General features: G+C 37.6%; 23 protein-coding genes. 12 read left to right on the top strand and 11 right to left on the bottom strand.

Annotated elements, in window-relative coordinates; translation table 11 throughout:
• Positions 1-43 precede the first annotated feature (43 nt).
• From NZD88_RS17730 to NZD88_RS17710, 5 genes are all read right to left on the bottom strand, one after another.
• Entirely contained in the window at positions 44-2,737 is a 2,694-nt protein-coding gene (locus NZD88_RS17730; RefSeq protein WP_259830911.1) for a PD-(D/E)XK nuclease family protein, read from the bottom strand.
• On the bottom strand, positions 2,734-3,270 hold the full coding sequence (locus tag NZD88_RS17725) for a DUF922 domain-containing protein (protein WP_259830910.1): 537 nt from the start codon (positions 3,268-3,270) through the stop codon (positions 2,734-2,736). Before NZD88_RS17725 ends, NZD88_RS17730 begins: the two co-directional genes overlap by 4 nt.
• Positions 3,271-3,276: 6 nt before the next feature.
• Positions 3,277-3,681: a hypothetical protein gene (locus NZD88_RS17720; protein ID WP_259830909.1), complete on the bottom strand. Its 405-nt coding sequence runs from the start codon at positions 3,679-3,681 to the stop codon at positions 3,277-3,279.
• A gap of 62 nt (positions 3,682-3,743) precedes the next feature.
• A complete protein-coding gene (gene rsmG, locus NZD88_RS17715; protein ID WP_259830908.1) occupies positions 3,744-4,379 on the bottom strand; it encodes a 16S rRNA (guanine(527)-N(7))-methyltransferase RsmG in 636 nt (211 codons plus the stop codon).
• A gap of 104 nt (positions 4,380-4,483) precedes the next feature.
• Positions 4,484-5,311 (bottom strand): GLPGLI family protein, encoded by an 828-nt coding sequence (locus NZD88_RS17710; RefSeq protein ID WP_259830907.1) that lies wholly within the window; start codon positions 5,309-5,311, stop codon positions 4,484-4,486.
• Positions 5,312-5,478: 167 nt separating this feature from the next.
• Between NZD88_RS17710 and NZD88_RS17705 the strand changes: the two genes are divergently transcribed.
• The 4 genes from NZD88_RS17705 to NZD88_RS17690 all read left to right on the top strand — a co-directional run bounded on the left by NZD88_RS17705 (position 5,479) and on the right by NZD88_RS17690 (position 8,193).
• Positions 5,479-6,672: a pyridoxal phosphate-dependent aminotransferase gene (locus NZD88_RS17705; RefSeq protein WP_259830906.1), complete on the top strand. Its 1,194-nt coding sequence runs from the start codon at positions 5,479-5,481 to the stop codon at positions 6,670-6,672.
• Positions 6,673-6,855: 183 nt separating this feature from the next.
• Positions 6,856-7,488: a peroxiredoxin gene (locus NZD88_RS17700; RefSeq protein WP_169236231.1), complete on the top strand. Its 633-nt coding sequence runs from the start codon at positions 6,856-6,858 to the stop codon at positions 7,486-7,488.
• Between the two features lie 148 nt (positions 7,489-7,636).
• The gene (locus NZD88_RS17695) at positions 7,637-7,945 is read left to right on the top strand and encodes a thioredoxin family protein (RefSeq protein ID WP_259830905.1); all 309 of its coding nucleotides are present in this window, start codon (positions 7,637-7,639) and stop codon (positions 7,943-7,945) included.
• A complete protein-coding gene (locus NZD88_RS17690; protein ID WP_034727575.1) occupies positions 7,945-8,193 on the top strand; it encodes a DUF6952 family protein in 249 nt (82 codons plus the stop codon). The genes NZD88_RS17695 and NZD88_RS17690 overlap by 1 nt, the downstream gene beginning before the upstream one ends.
• A 523-nt stretch (positions 8,194-8,716) precedes the next feature.
• On the opposite strand, the gene NZD88_RS17685 is transcribed toward NZD88_RS17690, so the two are convergent.
• From NZD88_RS17685 to NZD88_RS17675, 3 genes are read right to left on the bottom strand one after another with little or no spacing between them, the layout of a single operon-like run.
• Positions 8,717-9,406, bottom strand: coding sequence for a Bax inhibitor-1/YccA family protein (locus NZD88_RS17685; RefSeq protein WP_169236229.1), 690 nt, complete (start codon positions 9,404-9,406; stop codon positions 8,717-8,719).
• A gap of 30 nt (positions 9,407-9,436) precedes the next feature.
• Positions 9,437-9,877, bottom strand: a complete 441-nt coding sequence (locus NZD88_RS17680) for a peptidylprolyl isomerase (RefSeq protein ID WP_259830902.1) — start codon at positions 9,875-9,877, stop codon at positions 9,437-9,439.
• Positions 9,878-9,922: 45 nt separating this feature from the next.
• On the bottom strand, positions 9,923-10,957 hold the full coding sequence (locus tag NZD88_RS17675) for an acyl-CoA reductase (protein ID WP_259830901.1): 1,035 nt from the start codon (positions 10,955-10,957) through the stop codon (positions 9,923-9,925).
• Positions 10,958-11,016: 59 nt separating this feature from the next.
• Between NZD88_RS17675 and NZD88_RS17670 the strand changes: the two genes are divergently transcribed.
• From NZD88_RS17670 to NZD88_RS17640, 7 genes are all read left to right on the top strand, one after another.
• Complete coding sequence (locus NZD88_RS17670; protein ID WP_073335842.1) at positions 11,017-11,367, top strand: 4Fe-4S binding protein; 351 nt, start codon at positions 11,017-11,019, stop codon at positions 11,365-11,367.
• 118 nt (positions 11,368-11,485) lie between these two features.
• Positions 11,486-12,550 carry a 3-phosphoserine/phosphohydroxythreonine transaminase gene (gene serC / locus NZD88_RS17665; protein WP_259830900.1) on the top strand — a complete coding sequence of 355 codons (1,065 nt, stop codon included), beginning with the start codon at positions 11,486-11,488 and terminating at the stop codon, positions 12,548-12,550.
• A gap of 116 nt (positions 12,551-12,666) precedes the next feature.
• Positions 12,667-13,632, top strand: coding sequence for a D-2-hydroxyacid dehydrogenase (locus NZD88_RS17660; RefSeq protein ID WP_259830899.1), 966 nt, complete (start codon positions 12,667-12,669; stop codon positions 13,630-13,632).
• Positions 13,633-13,635: 3 nt separating this feature from the next.
• A complete protein-coding gene (locus NZD88_RS17655) occupies positions 13,636-14,880 on the top strand; it encodes a DUF1015 domain-containing protein (protein WP_259830898.1) in 1,245 nt (414 codons plus the stop codon).
• A gap of 55 nt (positions 14,881-14,935) precedes the next feature.
• Positions 14,936-16,339, top strand: a complete 1,404-nt coding sequence (locus NZD88_RS17650) for a M20/M25/M40 family metallo-hydrolase (RefSeq protein ID WP_259830896.1) — start codon at positions 14,936-14,938, stop codon at positions 16,337-16,339.
• Between the two features lies 1 nt (position 16,340).
• Positions 16,341-17,699: a M20/M25/M40 family metallo-hydrolase gene (locus NZD88_RS17645; protein WP_259830894.1), complete on the top strand. Its 1,359-nt coding sequence runs from the start codon at positions 16,341-16,343 to the stop codon at positions 17,697-17,699.
• 3 nt (positions 17,700-17,702) lie between these two features.
• Entirely contained in the window at positions 17,703-19,061 is a 1,359-nt protein-coding gene (locus NZD88_RS17640) for a M20/M25/M40 family metallo-hydrolase (RefSeq protein ID WP_259830892.1), read from the top strand.
• Positions 19,062-19,295: 234 nt separating this feature from the next.
• On the opposite strand, the gene NZD88_RS17635 is transcribed toward NZD88_RS17640, so the two are convergent.
• The gene (locus NZD88_RS17635; protein ID WP_259830891.1) at positions 19,296-19,808 is read right to left on the bottom strand and encodes a hypothetical protein; all 513 of its coding nucleotides are present in this window, start codon (positions 19,806-19,808) and stop codon (positions 19,296-19,298) included.
• Positions 19,809-20,299: 491 nt separating this feature from the next.
• Here NZD88_RS17635 and NZD88_RS17630 point away from each other — a divergent pair, with 491 nt between their 5' ends.
• Positions 20,300-20,554, top strand: coding sequence for a hypothetical protein (locus tag NZD88_RS17630; RefSeq protein ID WP_123881224.1), 255 nt, complete (start codon positions 20,300-20,302; stop codon positions 20,552-20,554).
• Between the two features lie 611 nt (positions 20,555-21,165).
• On the opposite strand, the gene NZD88_RS17625 is transcribed toward NZD88_RS17630, so the two are convergent.
• Entirely contained in the window at positions 21,166-22,332 is a 1,167-nt protein-coding gene (locus NZD88_RS17625; RefSeq protein WP_259830889.1) for a retropepsin-like aspartic protease, read from the bottom strand.
• A gap of 248 nt (positions 22,333-22,580) precedes the next feature.
• Entirely contained in the window at positions 22,581-23,648 is a 1,068-nt protein-coding gene (locus NZD88_RS17620) for a peptidylprolyl isomerase (protein WP_423738670.1), read from the bottom strand.
• Positions 23,649-23,691 lie beyond the last annotated feature (43 nt).

Below are 23,691 nucleotides of genomic sequence, written 5' to 3'. Positions count from 1 at the left end.
TCTTCATTTCAAATTGAGTGCATTCCAGCAATGGGGTGCATTTTTAATTGGAATAAGATTGAATATTTTCGATAAAGCTAAGATCAGGATTCAGAATCTCCAGGATAAGGTTTTTCACAGACATCATGGCATCGTCAATACTTCCTTTATCAAACTGCAGGGAAACTACTCCCTTTTTAGCTTCTGCAAAACTCCAGATTCCGGTTTCGATAGGAAGCCCCCAAAATTCAGGAAGATTCTGTACCACATAGTGATAAATGCAAAGCTGAAGAGCCTGTTTTCTCTCGCTGTTATGGAAATAATCCGCTACATTGTTCTCATCTATCTTTACCGTTAGATTTTTAATTTTTGCAGTTTTATAATCGATAATTCTTAAGGTTCCGTTCAGGCGGTCTATCCTGTCAATAAATCCCAAGAAAGAAATTTTGTCATGGGTGTCAAGATAAAAATCTACATTTTCAAATCTCTTTTCAATGTCTAAAATCTCAAGCGTATTACCGTTTCTCACCAGTTCAAGATCATGGTTGAGAACGTTTTCAATTACTTTTTTAGCAATAGCCCTGTGGATGTAATTCATTCCTTTTTCATAGAACTCAGGCTGATGTTTAAGCTTTTCAATAGCAACATTAATATATTGATCTATATCTTTAATTGAATTCTGTAAATCCTTTTCCTTTAAAACTTTACCTTTAAGTATTTCATATACTTCTTGAAGTGAATAGTGAACCAGATTTCCATAATTCTTGACAGACAGTTCTTCTTCTATTTCATCCGTTTCAGAGGTCTTTAATATCTTAGAAAGGTAAAAATCTATCGGATTATAAAGGTAGCTGGTAAGGTGTGAAGCAGACACTTTCTCTTTCCATTTCTGAAGCCTTTCCAATACAATTTCCGTCTTCGGGATTTCTATCGGTTTTGAGGCAATAGGCTCGGACGAATTTTCTATAATAAGATGTTCTATCGGATGTGAGCTCTCCATTTCGATCTGGGTAATGAACCTGCTCTTTTCTCCGGTATTTACTCCTGAGCTAAGTGCATTGTACAACAGATGGACATTTTGAGAATCCTGAATCAGTCTGTAAAAGTGATAGGCGTAAATACTGTCATTTTCCAAAAACGTATGAAGATCAAAATATCTTCTAATATCAAACGGAATATACGTATTCTGTGAATTTCCCAAAGGGAGTTTTCCTTCGTTTACCGAAAGCATGATCACATTTTCAAAATTCAAAAGACGGGTTTCCAGAAGTCCCATGATCTGCAGTCCGCGGAGCGGCTCTCCCTGAAAATCTATACTTTCTGAATTCACGTGCTGGTTGATCAGGATTTCCAGCGTTTCCATCTTAATTTCAAAATCATATGGACTGAGCTGATTTTTAATGATCCTGAACGCACTCTCAAAGTGGGAAACATTTTCATACTGGATATCATCTATTTCAAGCCATTTAATATCACGGCAGAAAGCAATAAGCATATCCAGATACACCCCCGTATGGTCTGCTTTTTTAAGAAGATTATAATAAGAAAGACCACTCAGAAGTTCTTCCAAAAGCTTTCTTGATATATAAACAATATTCCTCTCCTCTATTTTTGTCCTGAAATTACTGATAATCAGCTCGTCTTCAGCTGATTTCGGAAGCTCCTCAAGAATCGGGAAAATATCTCTGTAGTAATAGGAAGATTTGTTTTTCTCCAGTTGTTTCTGAAGGTAGAAAAGTTGTTTTATAGCATTGGAAAAAGAAAGATTCTTCAGGGGAAAACCCATGGTAATATTAAGGTTATCAACACCGTACATCACATCCAGACTTGCAGGAAGAAGGTTTTCATCCAGCAATACTACTGCTGTATTGGAATAGGTTTTATTTTCAATTTCTTTGAAAATTTCAGGCAATACTTTAGTCTGCGTTACATTTCCTGAAACTTCATAGACTTTTATATTTTTAGGTTGGTTGAAATCGTCTTCAATCCACTGAAAAGCTCTTTTATCATCAAATTCTTTCCATGTTTTGTGATTTCTGAGGAATTTTCCGGCCTCCTGCCTTTCATCATCAAAATAATAACGGTCTGCCTGAAAGAAACACTGTGCTTTATTCCACTGCAACAGGCTTCTTACCAGCTTCTCTTCCACCGGTGTAAAGGCATTAAAGCCACAAAAAACAAAATGTTCAGAAGTATTTTTAGCAAAATCTACAATCTTCGCTTTGGCTGTCTCGTGGATCATTCCGGAAGTCGCCCAGTTCTTTTCCTGCAGTTTTTTCTTTAAAACAGGAAGAAAAATATTCATATTCTGCCAGAAATTCAGGAATTTTTTACGGGGAACATCGTCATCGTCTCCCAAATCCTGAGCCCATTCCTTAATACGTTCCTCATCAAACATATACTGCAGTACCGCTTCATCGCTCTCAGAGAACTTGAGAATATCATCCCAATCCTTCTGAAGGGTCGGAAACCATTTTAAAAAGTCTGCAAAATCATCTTTCGGGATAAGACCAAGGCTGCGGTAGACATCAAAGGCAAAAAGCCACAATGAGATCCCCTGAACCGGCTGTTTATCTGCGATCCTGTCAATCAGTTCTTCTACGGTAAAAAAATTGGGAAGAAATCCTGAATAATTGTTTTCTTCCAGGATTTGCCGGATGAATACAATGGGACGTTTTCCGGGCAGAACGATATTAAAGTCCGAGAGGTCCGGATTTTGAGCCAGGAGCTCGTGGATGATCTTATTAAGGAATTTCAAGAGGCTTTGTAACTTTTTAAGTGGTCTATTTCTTCAGCGATGAGGGCATTGTATTCTGCCTGTTTTTCTTTATTCATCCCATGCTCTGTAATTTTGTCATAGGATATCTGAAAGTTTTTATAATCGGTTGCGATTTTACTGTAAACTGCTTTAAAATTTTTATCGTAATCACCAGAGGTTTTGATCTTCTCCACCACTTCTTTCCTTAATCTTCTGGCAAATAATTCTGCGATATCAAAATGTTTCTGCTCGTGCAAAAGAATATAATCGTTGATCCTTTTGGTGTCTTTCCACGATCTGTCTTCATTAAAAATAGTTGTGATTTCAATTTTCACCGGAGACTTTGGGTTGCTGGATTTTACCACAGAATATTCCCAGCCGCAATGGGTATAGGCGACCACATCGGGATTGCTTTTCCGGCTTACCGGGCTCTTAAAATCATCCCAGGTCAGCTTCCGGTCCTCCTGCCAGATTATTTTCTGCCCAAAGATGACGTTTACTGCAAGAAAACAGAAAAGTGAAATCAGTTTCATTATTAATTATTCAACTACAATTGTTTTGTTGATCCAGTTACTGCCTCCATTCCAGAATTTAAAGGTATAAACTCCTTTCTGGCGCGGGCTGAAATTGATCTGATTTGTTCCTACATGAGCTTCCTGCGCACAGGGACCTTCTGTAGTGTATTTATAAGCAGTAACAGATCTTTCCAGACTATTGGTATGAATATAATCATATCCGTAAAACCCTTCACACTGGGACGGATAGGTAGAATACGTCTTAATGCTCTGTACTGTAAACACATCCATCGTATCTTTCATGATCTTGACACTGTCGATCCTGATCTTTCCTATGGACTGAACGGTCTGATAATCATCATCTTCACAGGAGACAAAAACCAGCCCTGAAAACAATACAGAAAATCCAATACTTAAAAGATTTTTCATAACCTCTAATTTACCGATTATTAACAAAAATTCGGTAAAAATGATCCTAAATTTATATAAAATTAAGAATTAAAATTACCTTTCGATACATAAATCACTTTTTTAGTATCAAAAAATTCTTCATCAAAATAGTGTTTAAGGTTGAAGATTTCACATTTAATTCCGGCAAGTTCTTCTGCAAGATCACCGCCCTTTAAATACAAAACTCCGTTATGTTTGGGATTAAACTGTTCTTTTTCAAATTTTCCTTTCAGCCATCTCAGGAATTCCGGCATCTGCGTTACCGCTCGGCTTACCACAAAATGGAACTTTTCTTTGACCTTTTCTGCTCTTCCGTGAATTGCAGTTAAATTCGTCAGTCCGATTCCTTCTGCAACTGCGTTAACTACTGTGATCTTCTTTCCAATTGAATCTACCAAAGTAAATTGGCTTTCCGGAAAAAGAATTGCCAGGGGAATTCCGGGGAAACCTCCTCCGGTTCCAATGTCCAGAACTTTTGTACCCGGTGCAAATTCCATTGTCTTCGCAATTCCCAAAGAATGCAGAACGTGCTTTTCATACAGCGATTCCATATCTTTTCTTGAGATTACATTGATTTTTTCATTCCATTCATTGTACAGTTTCTCCAATTGGGTAAACTGCTCGATCTGCTTCTCTGTAAGATCTGGAAAGTATTTTAATAGTAACGATATTGCCATATGAATTATTATAATCTGCAAAAATAAGTTTTTATTGGCTTTGTTCAAACTTTAAGGTCCTGATATCAAAAAAGACTGCCCAATGACAATATTTTTTCCTTGTTTTATTCTTTTTCAATGGGATTGTCAGACAGTCTAAGCTTTCTGGCGATCGCAGCATCCACATTGGCGCCGCTTTTTTTAAGCTCATTGTAGTCCAACTGGGCAACATAGCCGTCTTTGAGCTGCATTTCCATTTTCCCTGCTTTGGAGTCTATATTCATGCCTGCCACATCTTCTCCAGGGGAAAAACGGTAGCTTTTGATGATCTTTCTGTATTCTATATTGGTGACCTGCTTATTATTTTTTGGAATAAAAGCGGCTGTAGCTTTAATTTTTTTGATTTGGATCAGATCAAAAACGTGATCACTTTCAGAATCTTTGAGCATCACCACCAATCCGGGAAGTCCGCTGAATTTGTATGGCCCGTCATTCACCGGAAAATCTTTACTGAACCACGCTTCCCATTTTCTGCCTTTATATTCTGCAACTGCTTTCTGACAGTTCATCGCATTGATCTTCCTGAAATCATTCTCTATTTTCCACTTGGGAGCTTCATTATCCGTTGTCACAAGATTTACATTTTTAAATTTATCGTAAAAATGAATGGTTTTTTTAGCATAATCTTTTTCCACGGTGTAATTCAGATTGCGGTCATAGTTCCTTCCCTTTAAGAGTGCCGGATAGCTCTTATCCACATTGTAGGCGGAATCCCTTTCATATTTTACGGCATTAGAGTAATAAGAATTCTTTCCATCCGTGTCCAGGTTCATATAATCTGTCACCAAAGAATCTTTCTTCCCGGCATCAGGTTTAAATTTATATTCATAAACAAAACGGTAGCTCTGTGCCGAAATAAGGGAAGCACATAATAAAAACAAAAGTCTGTACATTTTTTGGCTTTGATATAGTATTAAAATAGGATTGAAGTAAGCAGAAGCCTGCTATTCCAAATCTAGTGATTAAATTAAAACCTGACAAAAATCTTTTTTTCTCGTACCATTTTTATTTCCCGGCAAAACGTTTTTATTATATATTTGTTAAAATTCAAAAAAACCATATGGATAAACTTTCAGACAGAGTAAAAAGGTTAGGTTACTCACAGACTTTCGTAATGTCCAACAAAGCAAGGGAAATGAAGGCCGCCGGCATTGATGTGATCAGCCTTACTCTGGGCGAGCCGGACTTTGATGTGCCGGATAATATCAAACAATCCGCTTTTGATGCCATCAACCAAAATTACAGCCACTACTCTCCTGTTCCAGGGTTTCTTGAACTTCGTGAAGCAGTAGCAAATAAATTAAAAAGAGATAATAATTTAGACTATAAACCAGCGCAAATTTGTGTTTCGAATGGCGCTAAGCAAGCTATCTTAAATGTACTTGCTTCTGTAATCAATGACGGTGATGAAGTTCTTCTTCCAGCTCCTTATTGGGTGAGTTATGATGAAATGGTAAAGATGATGGGTGGAAATTCAGTAATGCTTCCCACTTCTTATGTCACTGATTTTAAAATAACAGCCGAACAGCTTGAAGAAGCTATTACAGATAAAACGAAAGCGATCCTTTTCAGTTCTCCATGTAACCCATCCGGTGGATATTATACGTACGATGAACTTAAGTCTATGGCGAAAGTGATTGCCAAATATCCTCATGTGACCATTATTTCTGACGAAATCTACGAATACATCAATTACGAAACCAAAACAACTTCCATTGCCCAGTTTCCGGAAGTATATGAGCAGACTGCCGTGATCAACGGAATGTCTAAAGCTTTTGCGATGACAGGATGGAGAATCGGATATTCTGCCTGTCCGGAATGGCTGGCTAAGGCTTGCGAAAAGATTCAGGGACAAATGACCAGCGGGGCAAATACAGTAGCACAGAGAGCTTCTATTACCGCTTTACAAACGGATCCTTCTGAATACAAATACATGATCGATGCTTTCCAGAAAAGAAGAGATCTTGTGTATGACCTGATGAAAGAGATTCCAGGATTTAAAGTACTGCTTCCAAAAGCTGCATTTTACTTCTTCCCGGACATTTCCCATTATATCGGAAAAACACTGAATGGTACAGAAATTAAAGATTCTGATGACTTCGCCATGTTTCTGTTAGAAAAAGCTCATGTAGGATGTGTAGGGGGAGTTTCTTTTGGAAGCCCGGAATGCATCAGATTCTCTTATGCAGCTTCCGAGGAAGACCTTAGAGAAGCGATGAAACGCATCAAAGATGTGTTGGCGCCTTTTAATTGATTAAATTAAAATTCGACTCCATAAAAAATTAGTATAAAGTAAACAAAAAGCTCTGATTTCAGGGCTTTTTTTCTATAGATCCATTAAAAACAATTATAGATTTTATTTATCGATATTGATTTGTTCGATAGATGAAATGTTCATATATTTGCAGTAGAAAATTTAATATAAAAACAGAAAATTATGTCTTTAGTAGGAAAAAAATTCCCAAATGTAACAATTGATGCTATGTCTGAAATGGGTGACGATCTTAGAATCAACATCCTTGAAGAAGCTACTACCAACCAACAAAAAGTGATCCTATTCTGGTATCCGAAAGATTTCACTTTCGTATGTCCTACAGAGCTTCACGCTTTCCAGGATGCTTTAGGTGAATTTGCAAAAAGAAACACTAAAGTAATCGGTGCTTCTTGCGATACCAACGAAGTACACTTCGCATGGTTGAACACAGCAAAAGATAACGGAGGTATTGAAGGAGTAACTTACCCGCTTTTAGCTGATACACACAGACAATTAGCTAACATTTTAGGAATCGTAGATCAGGATTTCGAATACAATGAAGATGGAGAAGAAACTTTCACAGGTTCTAACGTAACTTACAGAGCAACATACCTAATCGACGAAACTGGAAAAATTTTCCACGAGTCTGTAAACGATATGCCTCTTGGAAGAAACGTGAAAGAATATTTAAGATTGATCGACGCTTACACACACGTTCAAAAACACGGTGAAGTATGTCCTGCCAACTGGGAAGAAGGAAAAGATGCCATGAAGGCAGACAGAACTTCTACAGCAGAATACTTAGCTAAGAACTAATTAAAATAATATAACAATGTAGCAATTATAGTAATGTAACAATATACCAGTGTAACAATGTACCAATACTTGAAATTCAATATTTTTAATTGTTAAACTGATAAATTATTAGATTGCTACATTGTTTATTTTTTCTAAAAATAAACTTATGTATACAGAATTAACAGAAGATACGTTACAGAATATCGTGAATGACAACGAAAAAGTAGTTGTTCAATATGGTGCAACATGGTGCGGAAACTGCAGAATCATGAAGCCTAAATTCAAAAAATTAGCAGCAGAAAACGAAGAGATTCCATTTTTATATGTAGATGCTGAAAAACTTCCTGAAAGCAGAAAATTAGCCACAGTTGACAACCTTCCTACTTTCGCAGTATTTAAAAACGGTGAATTGGTAAACCAGGTACAGAGCAACCAGGCTGAAAGTTTAATTAACCTTTTTAACGAATTACAATAATGAAATTACCCGTAATCAGACAGTTTTATCAGAATCAAACCCCTGAGAATCTTGAAAAAACATTAGAAGTACTGGAAAGTTTCTGTGAATTCAGAGGAACCAGCGAAGAAGATTTGAATGTAGCAGGAGAACTGATCACCAATATCTGCGGTGCTTTGGAAGTACATGCCAGCGTTCAGAACGGAATGAGCGAAAAAGACGCTTTAAATTCTTTTGCACAGAAGGTCTTAGGATCTATCGACAAATAATTTTTATTCCTTTTTAATCATCGAAAGATTTAATCAGTAAAAAAGATTATAAAAACACAGTACTACAGAGGCTTTCCTCGATACTCTATTTTCTCAATTCTTTAATTTCAATTTCAAACACGTGCCACAAAGCCTCTGTAATATGCCATTGCTGATGCTATTGCCGTTGTTGATTCTGATGAAAGAATGTTCAAAAAATCCCGGTGAATGTCATCAGGATTTTTTGGGTTTAAATGGGTGAGATTTAAAGATTGAAAAATTCAAGTGTTATAAATAAAAATGCAATACTTTTCTTTGTTTATTAAAACACCAATTACACTAATGCTTTGCACTAATTACACTAAACATACACACTCGTCACTAGTGATATTTGTGAAAACATTTGTGGCATTTGTGTTTATAAAGTCCGGAAGAGCATAAAAAATCCCAGTGAAAATATCACCAGGATTATTATTTATTAGAGATTAAATGTGAATTGACAATTTTTCATTCATCATTCATCATTCTTCACTCTTCATTTAAATTAACTTCTTCTGCTCATTAAGATTCTCAGAATATACCAGAACAATAGCATAATTGATGCAAAAAGCTGTAAAGAAGCCCCCACATACTGTCCTGTTGTGTACGTATTTTTAAGCTTACTGGTTTCATACAGAATACTTGCAGAAGCCAAAACCATCATTCCTACCGAGAACCAAAGCCCCAGGTTGAATCCAAAAATAGCTCCCGCTACAATCAGTCCTATCGAAAGAAAACCTCCGATAATAATGATGTTTCTTAAAAATGAGAAATCTTTTTTAGAGGTAAATGCTACTAATGAAAGTCCTGCAAACATCGCAATCGTAAGCATGGCAGCCTGGAAAATAATATTTCCTCCACCCTGCATTCCCGCAGCAATATAAAGCATTGGCATAAAGATCACAGCCTCCAGAATGATATAAAATCCCAATCCGAAATACTGGGTAGTCCTGCTCTGAGAAAGCGACCATTTAGACGCTAACATAGATGCCAGCCAGAAAACACCAATGATCAGCAACCAGGTATATTTCTGCCCGAACATCATCGCAATGATCTCCACTGGAACAGTTTTTAGTAAAATAGTTTCAACCCCGATAAAGGCCAGGATTGATAAAGCAACGTGCAAATACGTTTTTCTGTAAAAAGCTGCTTTCTCCACATCTGAGGAATGGGCAACTAAGACATCTGTCATCATAGTTAGTATTTTTTTTATTTTAATTTAAGGTTATTTCGTCTGTTTCGCCGGCATTACCCCCAGGATCTTTCCGTCCTCTTCAAATACAGCCATAATTACCTCTTTTGAAGAATCTCCTGCGTATTTGTAGTGGATGCTTGGCAGACTGGATCCGTCCATTAATTTATGGTAACCGGTTTTTAAAATTTCCAGCTTTTTATTGACATCAAAGCCTTCCTTCACCTTTTTCAGAACATCATCCGTAACAATTTCTTTTACCTTGTCTGAAAGAAGCAAATCAATAGCAGGTCGGTCCGAAGATTTAAGAGCTGTAACAAACTTAAGAAAATTGTCATTATACAGATTGATTTTCTCTTTGCTCAACTGCGCCGGAACTTCCTTCTGAACCTTTTCAACCTTCGCTCCGGTCACTTTCTGGGCAAACATGAACTGCGTGGCAAGCACTGTAAGTCCTAAAAATATTTTTTTCATAATCTATTCGATATTGGGTAAAATTGGTAAGTGAAGATACTAAAATCAGACCACTTCCAAAAATTTCATCGTATCTACATTGTCCGCATAAGTATCCAGAGAAGGATGCTGTGCTTCTCCGAAAGGAATAGAATCCAGCCCAAGCTCTTCCTTTGCCACGATGCACTGAATATCTTCTTCATTTTCAGCAATAAAGCTTTTAACTTCATCCAAAGATGAATATCTGCTGAAATTGATTACAGAAAGCGGACTGAAAAGTTTATCATCTTCTTTTAACATCACAAAATTATTATCCCAGAAAAGATCACGGTTCAGAAGATAAACCGCTCTGTTGTAATCGTAATTATTAGCATACTTATGATGATTGATGATGTCCTTGAATCCTACAAAACTTTCAAACAGTCTGTCGATCACAAAATCCTCCGGAATAAAAACTCTCGTCACATTTCTGCACCCAAGCCCGAAATATCTGAAAATATCTTCGGCCAGAAGTTGAAGTTCCTCAGGAGTTTCATCCCCTTTTAAAACAGCTGCAGACGTTCTGTTTTTTCTGATGATGCTTAAATGATTTTTGAAATAATATTCAAGATATCTTGCCGTATTATTACTTCCTGTAGCAATCACTGCATCAAAATTCTCCAGTCTCTCAACAAATTCAAACTGAACGGCACCACCGGAAAATTCATTCCATTTTTTTAGCAGGAAAGGAACCATCAGCTTATCCTTTGAAGAAAGTTTGATCAACGGAATATGCCCGCTTAAAACCACCGAGATCACATCATGAAATCCTACCAGAGGAATATTTCCGGCCAGGATCAATCCTACTCTTTTTGAAACCTTAGAAACGGAATAGTTTCTAATCCAGTTATTTATATTGTCCTCCGTAAGCAGATTCGTCCACTCGTTAAGAGCAAATTTCTGATTATCAATAGTAAACCATGGATTTTCTATTTCAGACCTTTTGAGTAATAATTCAAACTCCGTATCAGTCTCATTATCATCCTCCGGATTCTTTGTTAAATACTCTTTTATATACTCGCTTAACTTAATAAGTCCTAAAACTTGATTTTCGATATTCATAATTACTTTTAAATTGGGGAATATTTTGTAATTTTGTGCAAATTTAAAAAAAATTAGCGATGGCTATTAAAATAACTGATGAATGCATTAATTGCGGTGCCTGTGAACCGGAATGTCCAAATAATGCAATATATGAAGGGGCCGTAGATTGGAAAGCTTCTGAAGGTACCGCTCTGGCCGGTACTGTGACCATGACGTCAGGACTTACTGTAGATGCAGATTCGCCGCAGGAACCTGTGAGTGATGATGTATATTTCATTGTAACAGACAAATGTACGGAATGTAAAGGATTCCATGAAGAACCTCAGTGTGCAGCGGTTTGCCCGGTAGACTGTTGTGTTCCTGATGAAGATCACGTAGAATCTGAAGAAGCGCTGCTTGAGAAAAAAGCGTTCTTACACGGTGAATAATAAAGGCTCCGTCTCACCACTATGAGGCGGTTTTTTTAACTGTAAATCTCAAAGAATCTAATAAATATCAATATAAACCGCAAGCCCAACCACCTTGCACAACCAAAAAAGTAAAAATATGAGCAAAAAGCACAACTTCAGCGCAGGACCATGTATCTTACCTCAGGAGGTATTCGAAAAATCAGCAGAAGCTATTTTAGATTTCAACGGTATTGGATTGTCTCTTCTTGAAATTTCGCACAGAAGCAAAGATTTCGTTGCGGTAATGGACGAAGCGCGTGCCATTGTGAAAAGACTGATGAACCTTGGTGATGATTATGAAGTACTTTATTTAGGAGGCGGTGCAAGCCTTCAGTTTGCGATGGTTCCATACAACTTGCTGAAAGTAGGCGGTAAAGCAGCTTATCTTGATACAGGTACTTGGGCGGCGGGAGCTGTTAAAGAAGCAAAAAAATTAGGGACTGTAGACGTAGTAGGATCTTCCAAGGAAGAAAACTATTCTTTCATTCCTAAAAACTATACGGTGGGTTCAGAATACGATTATTTCCACTGCACCTCAAACAATACGATTTACGGAACTCAGATGAAATCTTTTCCGGAGGTAGATACTCTGATGGTTTGTGATATGAGTTCTGATATTTTCTCAAGACAGCTGGATTTCTCTAAATTTGATCTGATCTATGCTGGGGCTCAGAAAAATATGGGACCTGCCGGGGTAACACTGGTGGTGATCAAAAAAGAAATTCTTGGAAAGACAGGAAGAGAAAACATGTTGTCTATATTGGATTATTCTCAGCATATCTCAAAAGAATCCATGTACAATACTCCTCCGGTTTTCCCGGTTTACGCATCTCTTCTTACGCTACAGTATCTTGAGAAGAATGGCGGAATCGCAGCGGCAGAAGCAAGAAATGAAGCGAAAGCAAAACTTTTATATGATGAGATCGACAGCAATCCTCTTTTCGAAACGTTCTGCGTAAAAGAAGACCGTTCTTTAATGAATGTTTCTTTCCAATTGAAAGACGAAAGCAAAAAAGAAGAATTCGACAATGCATGGAAGGCTGCCGGGATTAGTGGACTGAACGGACACAGAAGCCTGGGAGGTTACAGAGCAAGCTTGTACAACGCTTTACCGATTGAAAGTGTACAGGTTTTGGTGGATGTTATGAAGTCAATAAAATAACTTATATTAGACGGCCAAAAAAATAAAAAAGATTTAAAGATTTCAGATGACTGATTTCAGACTTTAAAGTCTCGTTTCTAACATCTTAGGTCTACCATCTATTAAGACAATAACACATGAAAGTTTTAGCAAACGACGGAATCTCGAAAACAGGAGAACTGGCACTCACAGAAGCAGGATTTGAAGTTCTGCCCAACAGAGTGGCCCAGAATCACGTTATCAATTTTATCAATGAAAATAACGTAGATATTCTTTTGGTAAGAAGCACGACGAAAGTAAGACAGGACGTGATCGATGCCTGCCCAAGCCTTAAAATTATTGGGCGCGGTGGTATCGGGATGGACAATATTGATGTAGATTATGCTAAAAGCAAAGGGATAAAAGTGATCAACACCCCTACAGCATCTTCAAAATCAGTAGCTGAGCTTGTTTTCGGACATTTTTTCGCACTGGCTAGATTTCTTCACGAATCGAACCGCTTGATGCCCCTCGAGGGAGAAACGCATTTCGAGGCCATGAAAAAGTCATTCAGTAAAGCGTATGAACTTTCCGGAAAAACACTTGGAGTGATTGGCTTTGGAAGTATTGGCCAGGAAGTCGTGAAAATAGGAATAGCATTAGGAATGAAAATCAAAGTATTGACAAAAAATCCAAAGACAAGAGTTCTTACCCTGGATTTTTTCGATGGACAGAGTCTGAATTTTGAGATCACTTCTACCAACGATATGGATGCTTTTCTTAAAGACACGGATTTCATCAGTATCAATACGCCGAAAACAAATGAATATATCATAGACACGCCTCAGTTTGAAAAAATGAAAGACGGAGTCTACATAGTGAATACTGCAAGAGGAGGCGTCATCAATGAGGTAACCCTTATTGATTTCATCGAATCAGAAAAAGTAGCGGGAGCTGCACTGGACGTGTTTGAGAACGAACCTACTCCGGAACTTCCTTTACTGATGAACCCAGCGCTATCCCTTTCCCCTCACGTAGGCGGAAATACAGTAGATGCCCAGGAAAAAATCGGCGCAGAACTTGCAGAACAGATTATTAAGCTACAAAAAGAAACCATAAGATAAAATATGCCTGTTTTTAAACCTTTCCGTGGAATAAGACCTCATAAAGACTTTGAGAGCACTTTCCCTACCCATCCGCTGGACAATTTCACCCAGGAGGAGATTGCAGAGAAAGCTCAAGTTGAAAATACTTACATCAACATGATTAAACCCTATGTGGTAAGTAAATCTAAAGATATTGACCGGAATCTCAGAAAGATCCGATCCACGTTTGAAGAACTTCTGGATGAAAAAAAACTGGTCCAGGACAGTTCCGCTTATTATCTTTATGAGCAGATATACCCCAGCAAACAAGTTTTCAGAGGCTTGCTTGGATTAGCGAGTATTGAAGATTTCTGGAGCGGAAAGATCAAAAGACATGAAAGTACCATTCCTCAGAAAAAGGAAAAGCTGGCTCATTATCTGGAGAAAGTAAACCTGCAGGCAGAACCTGTACTGCTTACCTACCCTTCCAATTCCAAGATCGAGCTTCTGATGAATCATGAAGAAAAGAATGTTCCTATTTTCAATCATGTCGATTCTATCGGGATCAGACACAAGATCTGGAGAATAGACAACCGTCTGAAACTTCAGCAGTTCAAAGAAGTGATAGACCAGATCGACTCTTTCTACATTGCAGACGGACACCACAGAATTGGTTCTACGGCCCTGAATGCAAAGTTCCACAAGGAGAAAAACAAAAGACATAACGGTACTGAAGCCTATAACTTTGTGTACAGCTTTATCGTGTCCAACCAATCGATTAAAATTCACGATTACAATAGAATCTTATCAGACCTGAATGGTCTTTCAAGTGAAGAATTTTTAAAGGAACTGGATCAGTATTTTCTGATTCATGAAAAAGGCGAAACATCTTACTTCCCTTCCCAGAAATTCCATATTTCTATGTATCTGGACGGTAAATTCTACTCACTTCACGTAAAGCATGACCTTCGTTCAACGGAAATGTCACTGGACAACCTTGATCATCATCTTTTAGATAAATATATTTTCAAGAATATCCTTAAAATTGAGAATTCTGACAGTTCTGAAAAGATCACCTATGCCAAAGGAACCTCTAACATACAGGGAATTAATTCTTTAAAAGAGAAAATAGACAACGGTGAAGGAAAAGTCGGATTTGGAATCTATCCGGTGAGTTTCAATGATATGATCAAAATTTCAGACCTGAAACTGAGTATGCCTCCAAAATGTACATTCATAGAACCTAAATTGGTTACAGCACTGTTAATGTACGATATGAAACCTTAATAAATTCCTATTTTTTTCCTACTTTTATAAGCGGAAAAAGAAAGGTAAATAAAAAATGAAAAAAATCTTCATTATACTTCCACTCTTTTTGAGTGGATTTTTATTTTCTCAAAAAAAGCCACTGAAAAAACCAGTAAAAAAGACAACCGTGGCTAAGTTCAACTACCAGGATGAATTCCGGAAAATCTCAGACGAAGTGATGACCAACGGTACGGCCTATGAAAATCTGGGTGAGCTTACCAAAGGTATCGGACCTCGCTTCAGTGCAACTCCCGGCTATATAAAAGCTGTGGAATGGACAGAAAAAAAACTCAAATCTATCGGTATTGAAATGATCTGGAGAATGGAAGCTAAAGCTCCGGTCTGGATAAGAGGAAGAGAATCTTTGCAAATAAAAACGGCGAATGGAGATTGGAAAAATATCAGAATGCTGTCTTTCGGGAATTCTGAAGGAACAGGCGGGAAAGATCTTACAGGCGAAATTGTTTTAATCAATTCAACTTCTGAGCTTAATGCCATCTCGATTGGACAATTGAAAGATAAAATCGTTTTCGTAAATCTTCCGATGGATCCGAAGATCATTAATACAAATGATTCTTATTTAATTACCGCAAAATCTAAATTAATTTCCGCTTCCGTGATTGCTAAAACAGGAGCAAAAGCTTTAATTATAAGATCTTTAACAACCGCTATGGACGATACACCACATGCAAAAATGGTGTATTACGAACCTGATGACAAAGTAAGAATTCCTGCCCTGTCCATTGGAGTAAAATCCGCTGATGAATTAGAAATATTATTAAAAAATCAAAAAGTTGCCGCCAAACTGAATATGACGGCGCAATCAAAAGGCAATACTACCAATCCGAATATTATTGCTGAAATTCAGGGTAAAAAAGATTCTAAAGTGATTGTTTTAGGAGCTCAATTAGATTCGTGGGATTTCGGTGAAGGTGCTATTGATGACGGAACCGGTGTTGCACAATGCATTGAAGTTTTAAGAACATTCAAAGCGCTTGGGATCGAAAATAATCATACGATAAGAGTTGTTTTTTATGCGAACAGCGAAAACGGGGGACAAGGACGTGAAATGTATGCAGCCTATGTGAAAAAGAAAGGAGAGAAACATGTTTTTGCTTTAGGAACAGATGCAGGAGGATATTCTCCAAGAGGATTTTCCTTAGATATGCCGCCACAAAGACGAAGACAGATCTTCGAATGGAAAAATTATTTCCTTCCTTACGGTATTTATGATTTTGACCAAACTGAAGCTATTCAGGATATTTCTCCATTGAAAAAGTTAGATATTCCTTTAGCTGAATTGGTTGTAGATACACAAAGATACTTCGATTATCACCACTCTGAACAGGATACTTTCGATAAAGTGAACAAAAGAGAACTATTGTTGGGTGCTACCGCAATGACACAGCTTATCTTCATGATTGATAAAAACTGGTAAAATGAAAAAAAACGTCACCCTTTCCCTTTTAATGGTAAGCATGGCTGTTTTCGGACAGTCTAAAGAAGATTCCATACAGTTCAACAGAATCTCCACGGAAATACTGAACAACGGAAAAGGATATCTTGAACTGAAAGACCTTACTAAAAATATAGGAAACCGTTTAAGCGGTAGCCAGGCCTATGAAAAGTCTGTGCAATGGGCGGAACAGAAACTTCGCGATGCCGGGGCCGACAAGGTATGGCTTCAGGAAGTGATGATTCCGGTTTGGGTGAGAGGGAATGAATCTCTACACATTAAAACAGCAGACGGACAATGGAAGAAACTGAAAATGCTTTCTCTTGGAAATTCTGAAGGAACAGGCGGAAAAGACGTCTTAGGAGAGATGATTATGGTTAGATCTTTAGAAGAATATGATCAACTTCCTGCATCTCAAGTAAAGGATAAGATAGTGTTCTTTAACTACCCTTTTAATCAGTCACATGTACAAACTTTTATTTCATATCGTGAAGCTGGAGCATACAGACGGTCTGCTGCGAATTTAACAGCGCAAAAAGGCGGAAAATTTGCCATCATCAGATCATTGTCATCAGCCTTTGACGATGTTCCTCATACCGGTAATATGCGTTATGATGACAACATTTCAAAGGTACCGGCCGTTACTATCGGAAATACAACAGCCGATGAGCTGGAAGCATTATTAAAAAATAAAAAGGTTACCGCAAAACTCAACTCCAACTGCGGCATGAAGGGAGAAAAACTCTCCCATTCCGTAATAGGCGAGATCACTGGTAAAAAAGACCAAAGCGTGATCGTTGTCGGGGGACATTTAGATTCATGGGATGTAGGTGAAGGTGCGCATGATGACGGTGCCGGAATTGTACAAAGTATTGAAGTTTTAAGAACGTTTAAAAAATTAGGAATACAGAATAACCATACCATCCGGGTCGTATGCTTTGCCAACGAAGAAAACGGAACAAAAGGCGGCAAGCAATACGGAAAAACAGCCAAGGAAAGCAATGAGAAACATCTTTTCGCCATAGAGTCAGATGCAGGAGGCTTTTCTCCAAGAGGAATTTCCCTGGAAATGGATGATAAAAACAGAAACCAGATTCAAAGCTGGACAAGTCTGTTTCTGCCCTACGGGGTTTATAATTTTGAAGGAAAATATTCGGGATCGGATATTGCTCCGTTACATGAAATGGGAGTTCCCACTGCAGAACTGGTTCCTGATCCACAACGTTATTTTGATATTCACCACACCGAAGAAGATACTTTTGAAAAGGTCAACCGCAGAGAGTTGCTGTTAGGCGCTGCGGTGATGACACAGCTTATTTATATGATCGATAAAAACTGGTAAACTATGAAAAAGATAATTGGAACTTCATTATTCTTCTTAGGGATGGCTGTTTTTGGACAGTCTAAAGAAGATTCTATACAGTTTAGCAAGATTTCCACAGAAATACTGAACAATGGAAAAAGCTATACGGAACTTAGGGATTTAAGCAAAAACATAGGTCACCGTCTCAGCGGTTCGGAAGCTTACGAAAAGGCCGTAAAATGGGCAGAACAGAAGCTCCGTGATGCAGGTGCCGATAAGGTATGGCTACAGGAAGTCATGGTTCCGGTTTGGACCCGAGGTAAGGAATCTCTACAGATCAAAACAGCAGACGGAAAATGGAAAAATCTGAAGATGCTTTCTCTGGGGAATTCTGAAGGGACGAATGGAAAAGATGTATCAGGCGAGATAATTATCGTGAAATCCATGGAAGAATATGACAAGCTTTCTGCAGATCAAGTAAAGGATAAGATCGTGTTCTTTAACTACCCTTTCAGTCAGTCTTTTGTGGAAACATTCAGAGGCTATAGCGATGCGGCAAAATATAGGGTAACGGCAGCTTCATTAACGGCTAAAAAAGGCGGAAAATTTGCGATTGTCAGATCATTGTCTTCAGCTTTTGATGATGTTCCTCATACAGGAGCAATGCGCTATGAAGATAAAATTTTGAAAATTCCTGCCATAGCCATTGGAAGTACAACAGCAGACGAACTGGAAGCTCTTTTAAAAACGCAGAAAGTAACGGCAAAGCTTAATTCCAACTGCGGCATGAAAGATGAGAAACTCTCCCACTCCGTTATCGGGGAGATCACTGGCAAAAAAGACCAGAGTGTGATTGTTGTCGGTGGACATCTTGATTCATGGGATGTAGGTGAAGGCGCGCATGATGACGGTGCCGGAATTGTTCAAAGCATTGAAGTACTGAGAACATTTAAAAAATTAGGCCTTAAAAATAATCATACCATCAGGGTCGTTTGTTTCGCTAATGAAGAAAATGGCGTTAAAGGAGGCATTCAATATGGAAAAACAGCCAAGGAAAAGAATGAGAAACATCTTTTCGCTATAGAATCTGATGCGGGAGGTTTTGCGCCAAGAGGCATTGCGTTGGAAATGGATGAGGAAAAGAGAAAGCAAATCAAAAGCTGGACGGGTTTATTTTTGCCCTACGGCGTTTACAATTTTGAAGGAAAATATTCAGGAACAGATATTTACCCACTTCATGACATGGGTGTTCCTACGGCTGAGCTGGTTCCGGATTCGCAGAGGTATTTTGACATCCATCATACGGAAGAAGATACTTTTGAAAAGGTGAACAGAAGGGAACTTCTTTTGGGTGCTACAGCGATGACTCAGATTATTTATATGATTGATAAAAACTGGTAGACTATTTTGTAACAAAAAGTTTTATTTAAGATACATTTGCTTACAAAGGGGAATATGTGGTCAACAAGTTGATTCTGATGAAGCTAGCTGCTTTATAGGATTAACTTGTTGATTTTTTTAAATTGAAATTTTTAAACCACCCCGTCAAAAATTCTTTGAATTTTCGCCACCCCTCCACAAGAGGGGAATGTGATCTCATAATTTGAACTTTTCTGGTTTGAATTGTACAATAGTCTATTTTTTTAGCTTTTTTATTTTTCTTCCGCACTTAAATTCATAAAGAAAACTTTTCCAATAATGCCTCAATCCTTCTTTAGATTCCCAGTTAACGTCAAACTTCCCCTCATTCCAAGCATAGTGGGGATATGCAATCTTTGCATGAAGCATCGGTGTATCATTTTTTATCTTTTCGTAATAAGCGGATTCCATATTTGATTTTCTGAAATATTGAATTTCAATAATCGTTTCATTTTGTAATGCTTTATAAATATAAAGATTGATGTCATAGAGATCATGATATTCATTTTTTAGCATTTTAATGGCTTTATCTAACGGTAGAGGTGTTTTATATCTGTTCACTTTATTCCTCAACTTTCTTCTTTCATGAAAATTTTCTCCAAATTCGTTAAAATCTGAAACAATAAAAGTCAGATGATGAGAAATTTTATTCCAGCATTGGTCTTCTGCCAATTTTATAAGTTTGACAGCAATAATCTGTATATTTTCTTCTAAACTTTCCGGATTCATCAATTGTAAATTTATTCAAACTTAAAGCAACTTAGCCCTAAAAATAGGTTAAAAAATTCACTTTGGCATGATATTCGCAAGCTAATTCATTGAAAAAAAATTATAAACACAAACGATGATTAAAAGTTGCCGCGGGATTTTCAGTTTCCGCTGGGCCGGATAAAGGCTATTTATCATATTTATATGATCCTTTTTCTTTAGATACCGTATACGACGGAAGAGATAATCCTCTTGTCAATTCCATTTACGATGTACTGTGTACGGTGTCATAAAGCTCATGAATCCCTTTCCGGATTCAACACTGCTTTTAATTAAATTTTTCCGGGTAGCCTAAAGCATACCCTGATATAGACCAACCCAACGGCCATACGATCATGACCTTAGCCAAGTTTTAGCCATGATCCATGACCTGTTAATGTATAACGGAATAATGATTCCGGACCGTTCTATGAAAGGACGGAAAACAGATGTATAACCCTTAAAAAGTGATTATGATGAGAGACTTTTTTGAAATGATTTTTAAGAGAAATGAAGATGCTGCAAAAATGAATATCTGGAGCCTTATGCTCTTGCTAAGTTTTGCCGTTTTTTCCGTACTAGTATATGCCTCAAAACCTAGTTTTAACAGCTTAATAGTATACCTAACCGCATTTGCGGCATACCTCGGCTTTGGACTTGTATTTATCAGCTCCCTTGCCGGAAAAATGAATTCTTCCCAAATGAGGAAGAAATCAAGACACGCATAATTTTAATTTCTTTTTTACTAGAAAACCGTTCAATTCATTTGAACGGTTTTTTGTGACTCTGTACTTATAATCTGTATAATATGAGAGATTTACTGATTTTTTCAACCACAAAAGTCGCAAAAGTTTTTAAACACTTAAGTTATCTTTTAAGTTGAATGCTTGATGTATAGAAGTTCACTCAAGTCTTTTAAAAAATCAAAGATTTTTGTATTTAGAATAAAATCTGTGTAATCTGCGGGAGACTTTTTTTCAACCACAAAAGTCGCAAAAGTTTTTAAACACTTAAGTTATCTTTTAAGTTGAATGCTTGATGTATAGAAAAGTTCACTTAAGCTTTAAAAAAATCAAATATTTTTGTATTTAGAATAAAATCTGTGTAATCTGCGGGAAACTTTTTTCAACCACAAAAGGGACAAAAGTTTTTAAACACTTAAGTTATCTTTTAAGTTGAATGCTTGATGTATAGAAGTTCACTTAAGCTTTAAAAAAATCAAAGATTTTTGTATTCAAAACAACAAAATCTGAGGAATCTGAGGAAGATATTTCACTTCCTAAAACTCTAAAACACTAACACTCTAAAACTCTCAGACCCTAAACCTTTCCAACTCACTCTAGACTCCTAAAAACTCCTTCTTCTCAAGTTTCACCTCCATCTCCTTACCCGCTCTCCTGATCTTCACATTTATGGCACTCTGCCCGCTCTCTACCCTGTTAAGGAAATAATGACAGGCCCCGTCTTTGTCCAGGCTATCAAGATTTATATTATTGATGCTGATGATGGAATCACCTACTTTCAATGGGAAATTCTCTTCCTGAAAGACAAAGGCTACTGTTGGTTTTGAGTCTACAAAGCGGTACCCAAAGCCAAAAGACTCCAGCTTGGCCGGTTCGTTTTTGATTCGCTTCATGTAGATTTTGTTGCCGGACCAATCGAGGATGAAGATAAAGTTTTTAAAGAATTCATTTCCAATCAGACTTGCATTTCCGGTAGCGATAATTTCATTTGAAAAGTTTTTGTTTCCCAATGACAGATCTGCCGTTCTGAAAATATACCCCAGCGCAGGTTTTCCGGCCCCATAAGCACCAACAGAGCTTGTTCCGTAGACTTCTACACTCTTTATTACTTTTTGGGCATCAAATACCTTGTCTGTGATCTTAAGTCTCCCTGAAAATCCTGTATCGAAGGTGATATCTACTTTTTTGCCCTGCCAATCGGTTTCTACAACGGGGGTTTTCTGCGCTCTTGGGCTGAAAGGAATCACAATATCATACTCTTCAGGATTAAATTGAGCAAGATCCTTTGATGCTTCCAGTGAATTTTCTGAATAATTAATCTTCCAGAATAGCTTTGCCATTTGGTTGGCCCCCAAGATACCATCGATCCTGAAGCAGCTCAGTTCAGAAACGCTGAAATCCATAACTACAGCCCCTACATCTTGGAAAACGGCTTTATCAACCGTCATTTCGGGTAAAATGGTAAAGATCTGTTCGTGTTTATTTTTCTGTGAATCCTTTACGGTACTTTTATGCTTTTTCTCAAGTCCCAGCTCAGCATATACGGCCGTAGAAATGACGGTCGGAGCTCCGGTATCAAAAAGGAAATTATATGATTTCCCGTTGATCATCACCTGTACAAAAGGGAGATCATTGGCATATCGCAGATTGATCTTTTCTACCGGATTTTGAAGCTGTACCTCTCCGCTTTTGAAGAATTTTTTTCCCTGAGCGGAAAAAGTAGTTGTGGAAAGTATGAGAAGGCTGTAGAGGATTTTTTTCATGTGGATAATTTACACGAAAATAACATATTTTATTCCAATTAGTAAATAAATTGTAACCTAATACATTATATAAAACTTCTCAAATTTTTTCTTGTAGTTCTGGCCAATTATTAATCCACGTTTCAACTATATAATTCTAAATATGAGTACATCATTTTCTACGGAAATCCGAATTCTATCTTTATTTTCAAATAGTTAACAAAAAAAAGCCGTCCTTCCGGACGGCTTTCAATATCTTAAATTCTCAATTACTGTACTTTCACAAGCTCAACATCGAAAACTAACCAAGCGTTTGGTGGGATAACACCTCCTGCTCCTCTTTCTCCGTAAGCCATTGCTGGTGGGATCAATAAGGTAGCTGTTTCGCCTTCTTTAAGCAATAGGATACCTTCATCCCATCCTTTGATTACTCTTCCCATTCCGATTGGAATTTCGATTGGCTCGTTTCTTTTGAATGAAGAATCGAATTCTGTCCCGTCGATTAATTTACCTGCATAATGTACAGATACATTATCACCAGATTTAGGAGCTTTTGCACCTGCCACTGTTTTTGTGATTTTGTAATATAATCCGGATTCAGTTTTCTGCATTCCAGCTTTAAGGTTTTCAACCATTTTATCCTGGTTAGCTTTGAATTCCTCTTCTTTTTTCTTTTTGTCAGCTTCTTCTTTAGCGATATAAGCTTTGTTGTTTTCTGCGATTTTAGCTTTTCCTTCTGTGAAAGTTTTTGCTGCATCGTAGTTCTTGTATGCGTCACCTTTACCGAAAACAGAAACTTTCTCTAAAACGATATCTGTTTTAGGCTTGTCCTGAGCTCCTTTTTCTACGTTAGCGATTGCATCGATTACATCGTTACCTTTCACTACTTTTCCGAAGATGGTGTGTCTTCCGTCTAACCAAGGTGTCGCCACTTCAGTGATGAAGAACTGAGAACCGTTGGTATTAGGTCCGGAATTCGCCATAGAAAGGATTCCTTTACCTATATGTTTAAGGTCGTTTTTCTCGTCCTCGAATTTATATCCAGGATCTCCCATTCCTGTCCCCTGAGGATCACCTCCCTGGATCATGAAATCTTTGATCACTCTGTGGAAAATAGTTCCGTCATAAAAAGGAACTCCTTTCGCCTTCGCTTTGTTGTCTATTTTCCCTTCTGCAAGACCGATAAAATTGGCTACAGTTACTGGTGCTTTTTTGTCTTCGAACTGCACGATCAGGTTTCCTTTAGAAGTCTGAAGATTTGCATAAAGTCCGTCATTAAGACCTTCGTAAGTTTCTTTGTCTACGTTCATTTTTTTATAGATTGGGGTACAACTCATCAGCGAGATACTTGCCGCTGCCAGAATTATATTCTTGTTAAAC

The sequence above is a fragment of the Chryseobacterium pyrolae genome (genome assembly GCF_025153485.1).
GTDB lineage: Bacteria > Bacteroidota > Bacteroidia > Flavobacteriales > Weeksellaceae > Chryseobacterium > Chryseobacterium antibioticum.
The sequence above is the reverse complement of the archived record's forward strand: the minus strand, read 5'-3'. Positions and strand labels throughout refer to the sequence as shown.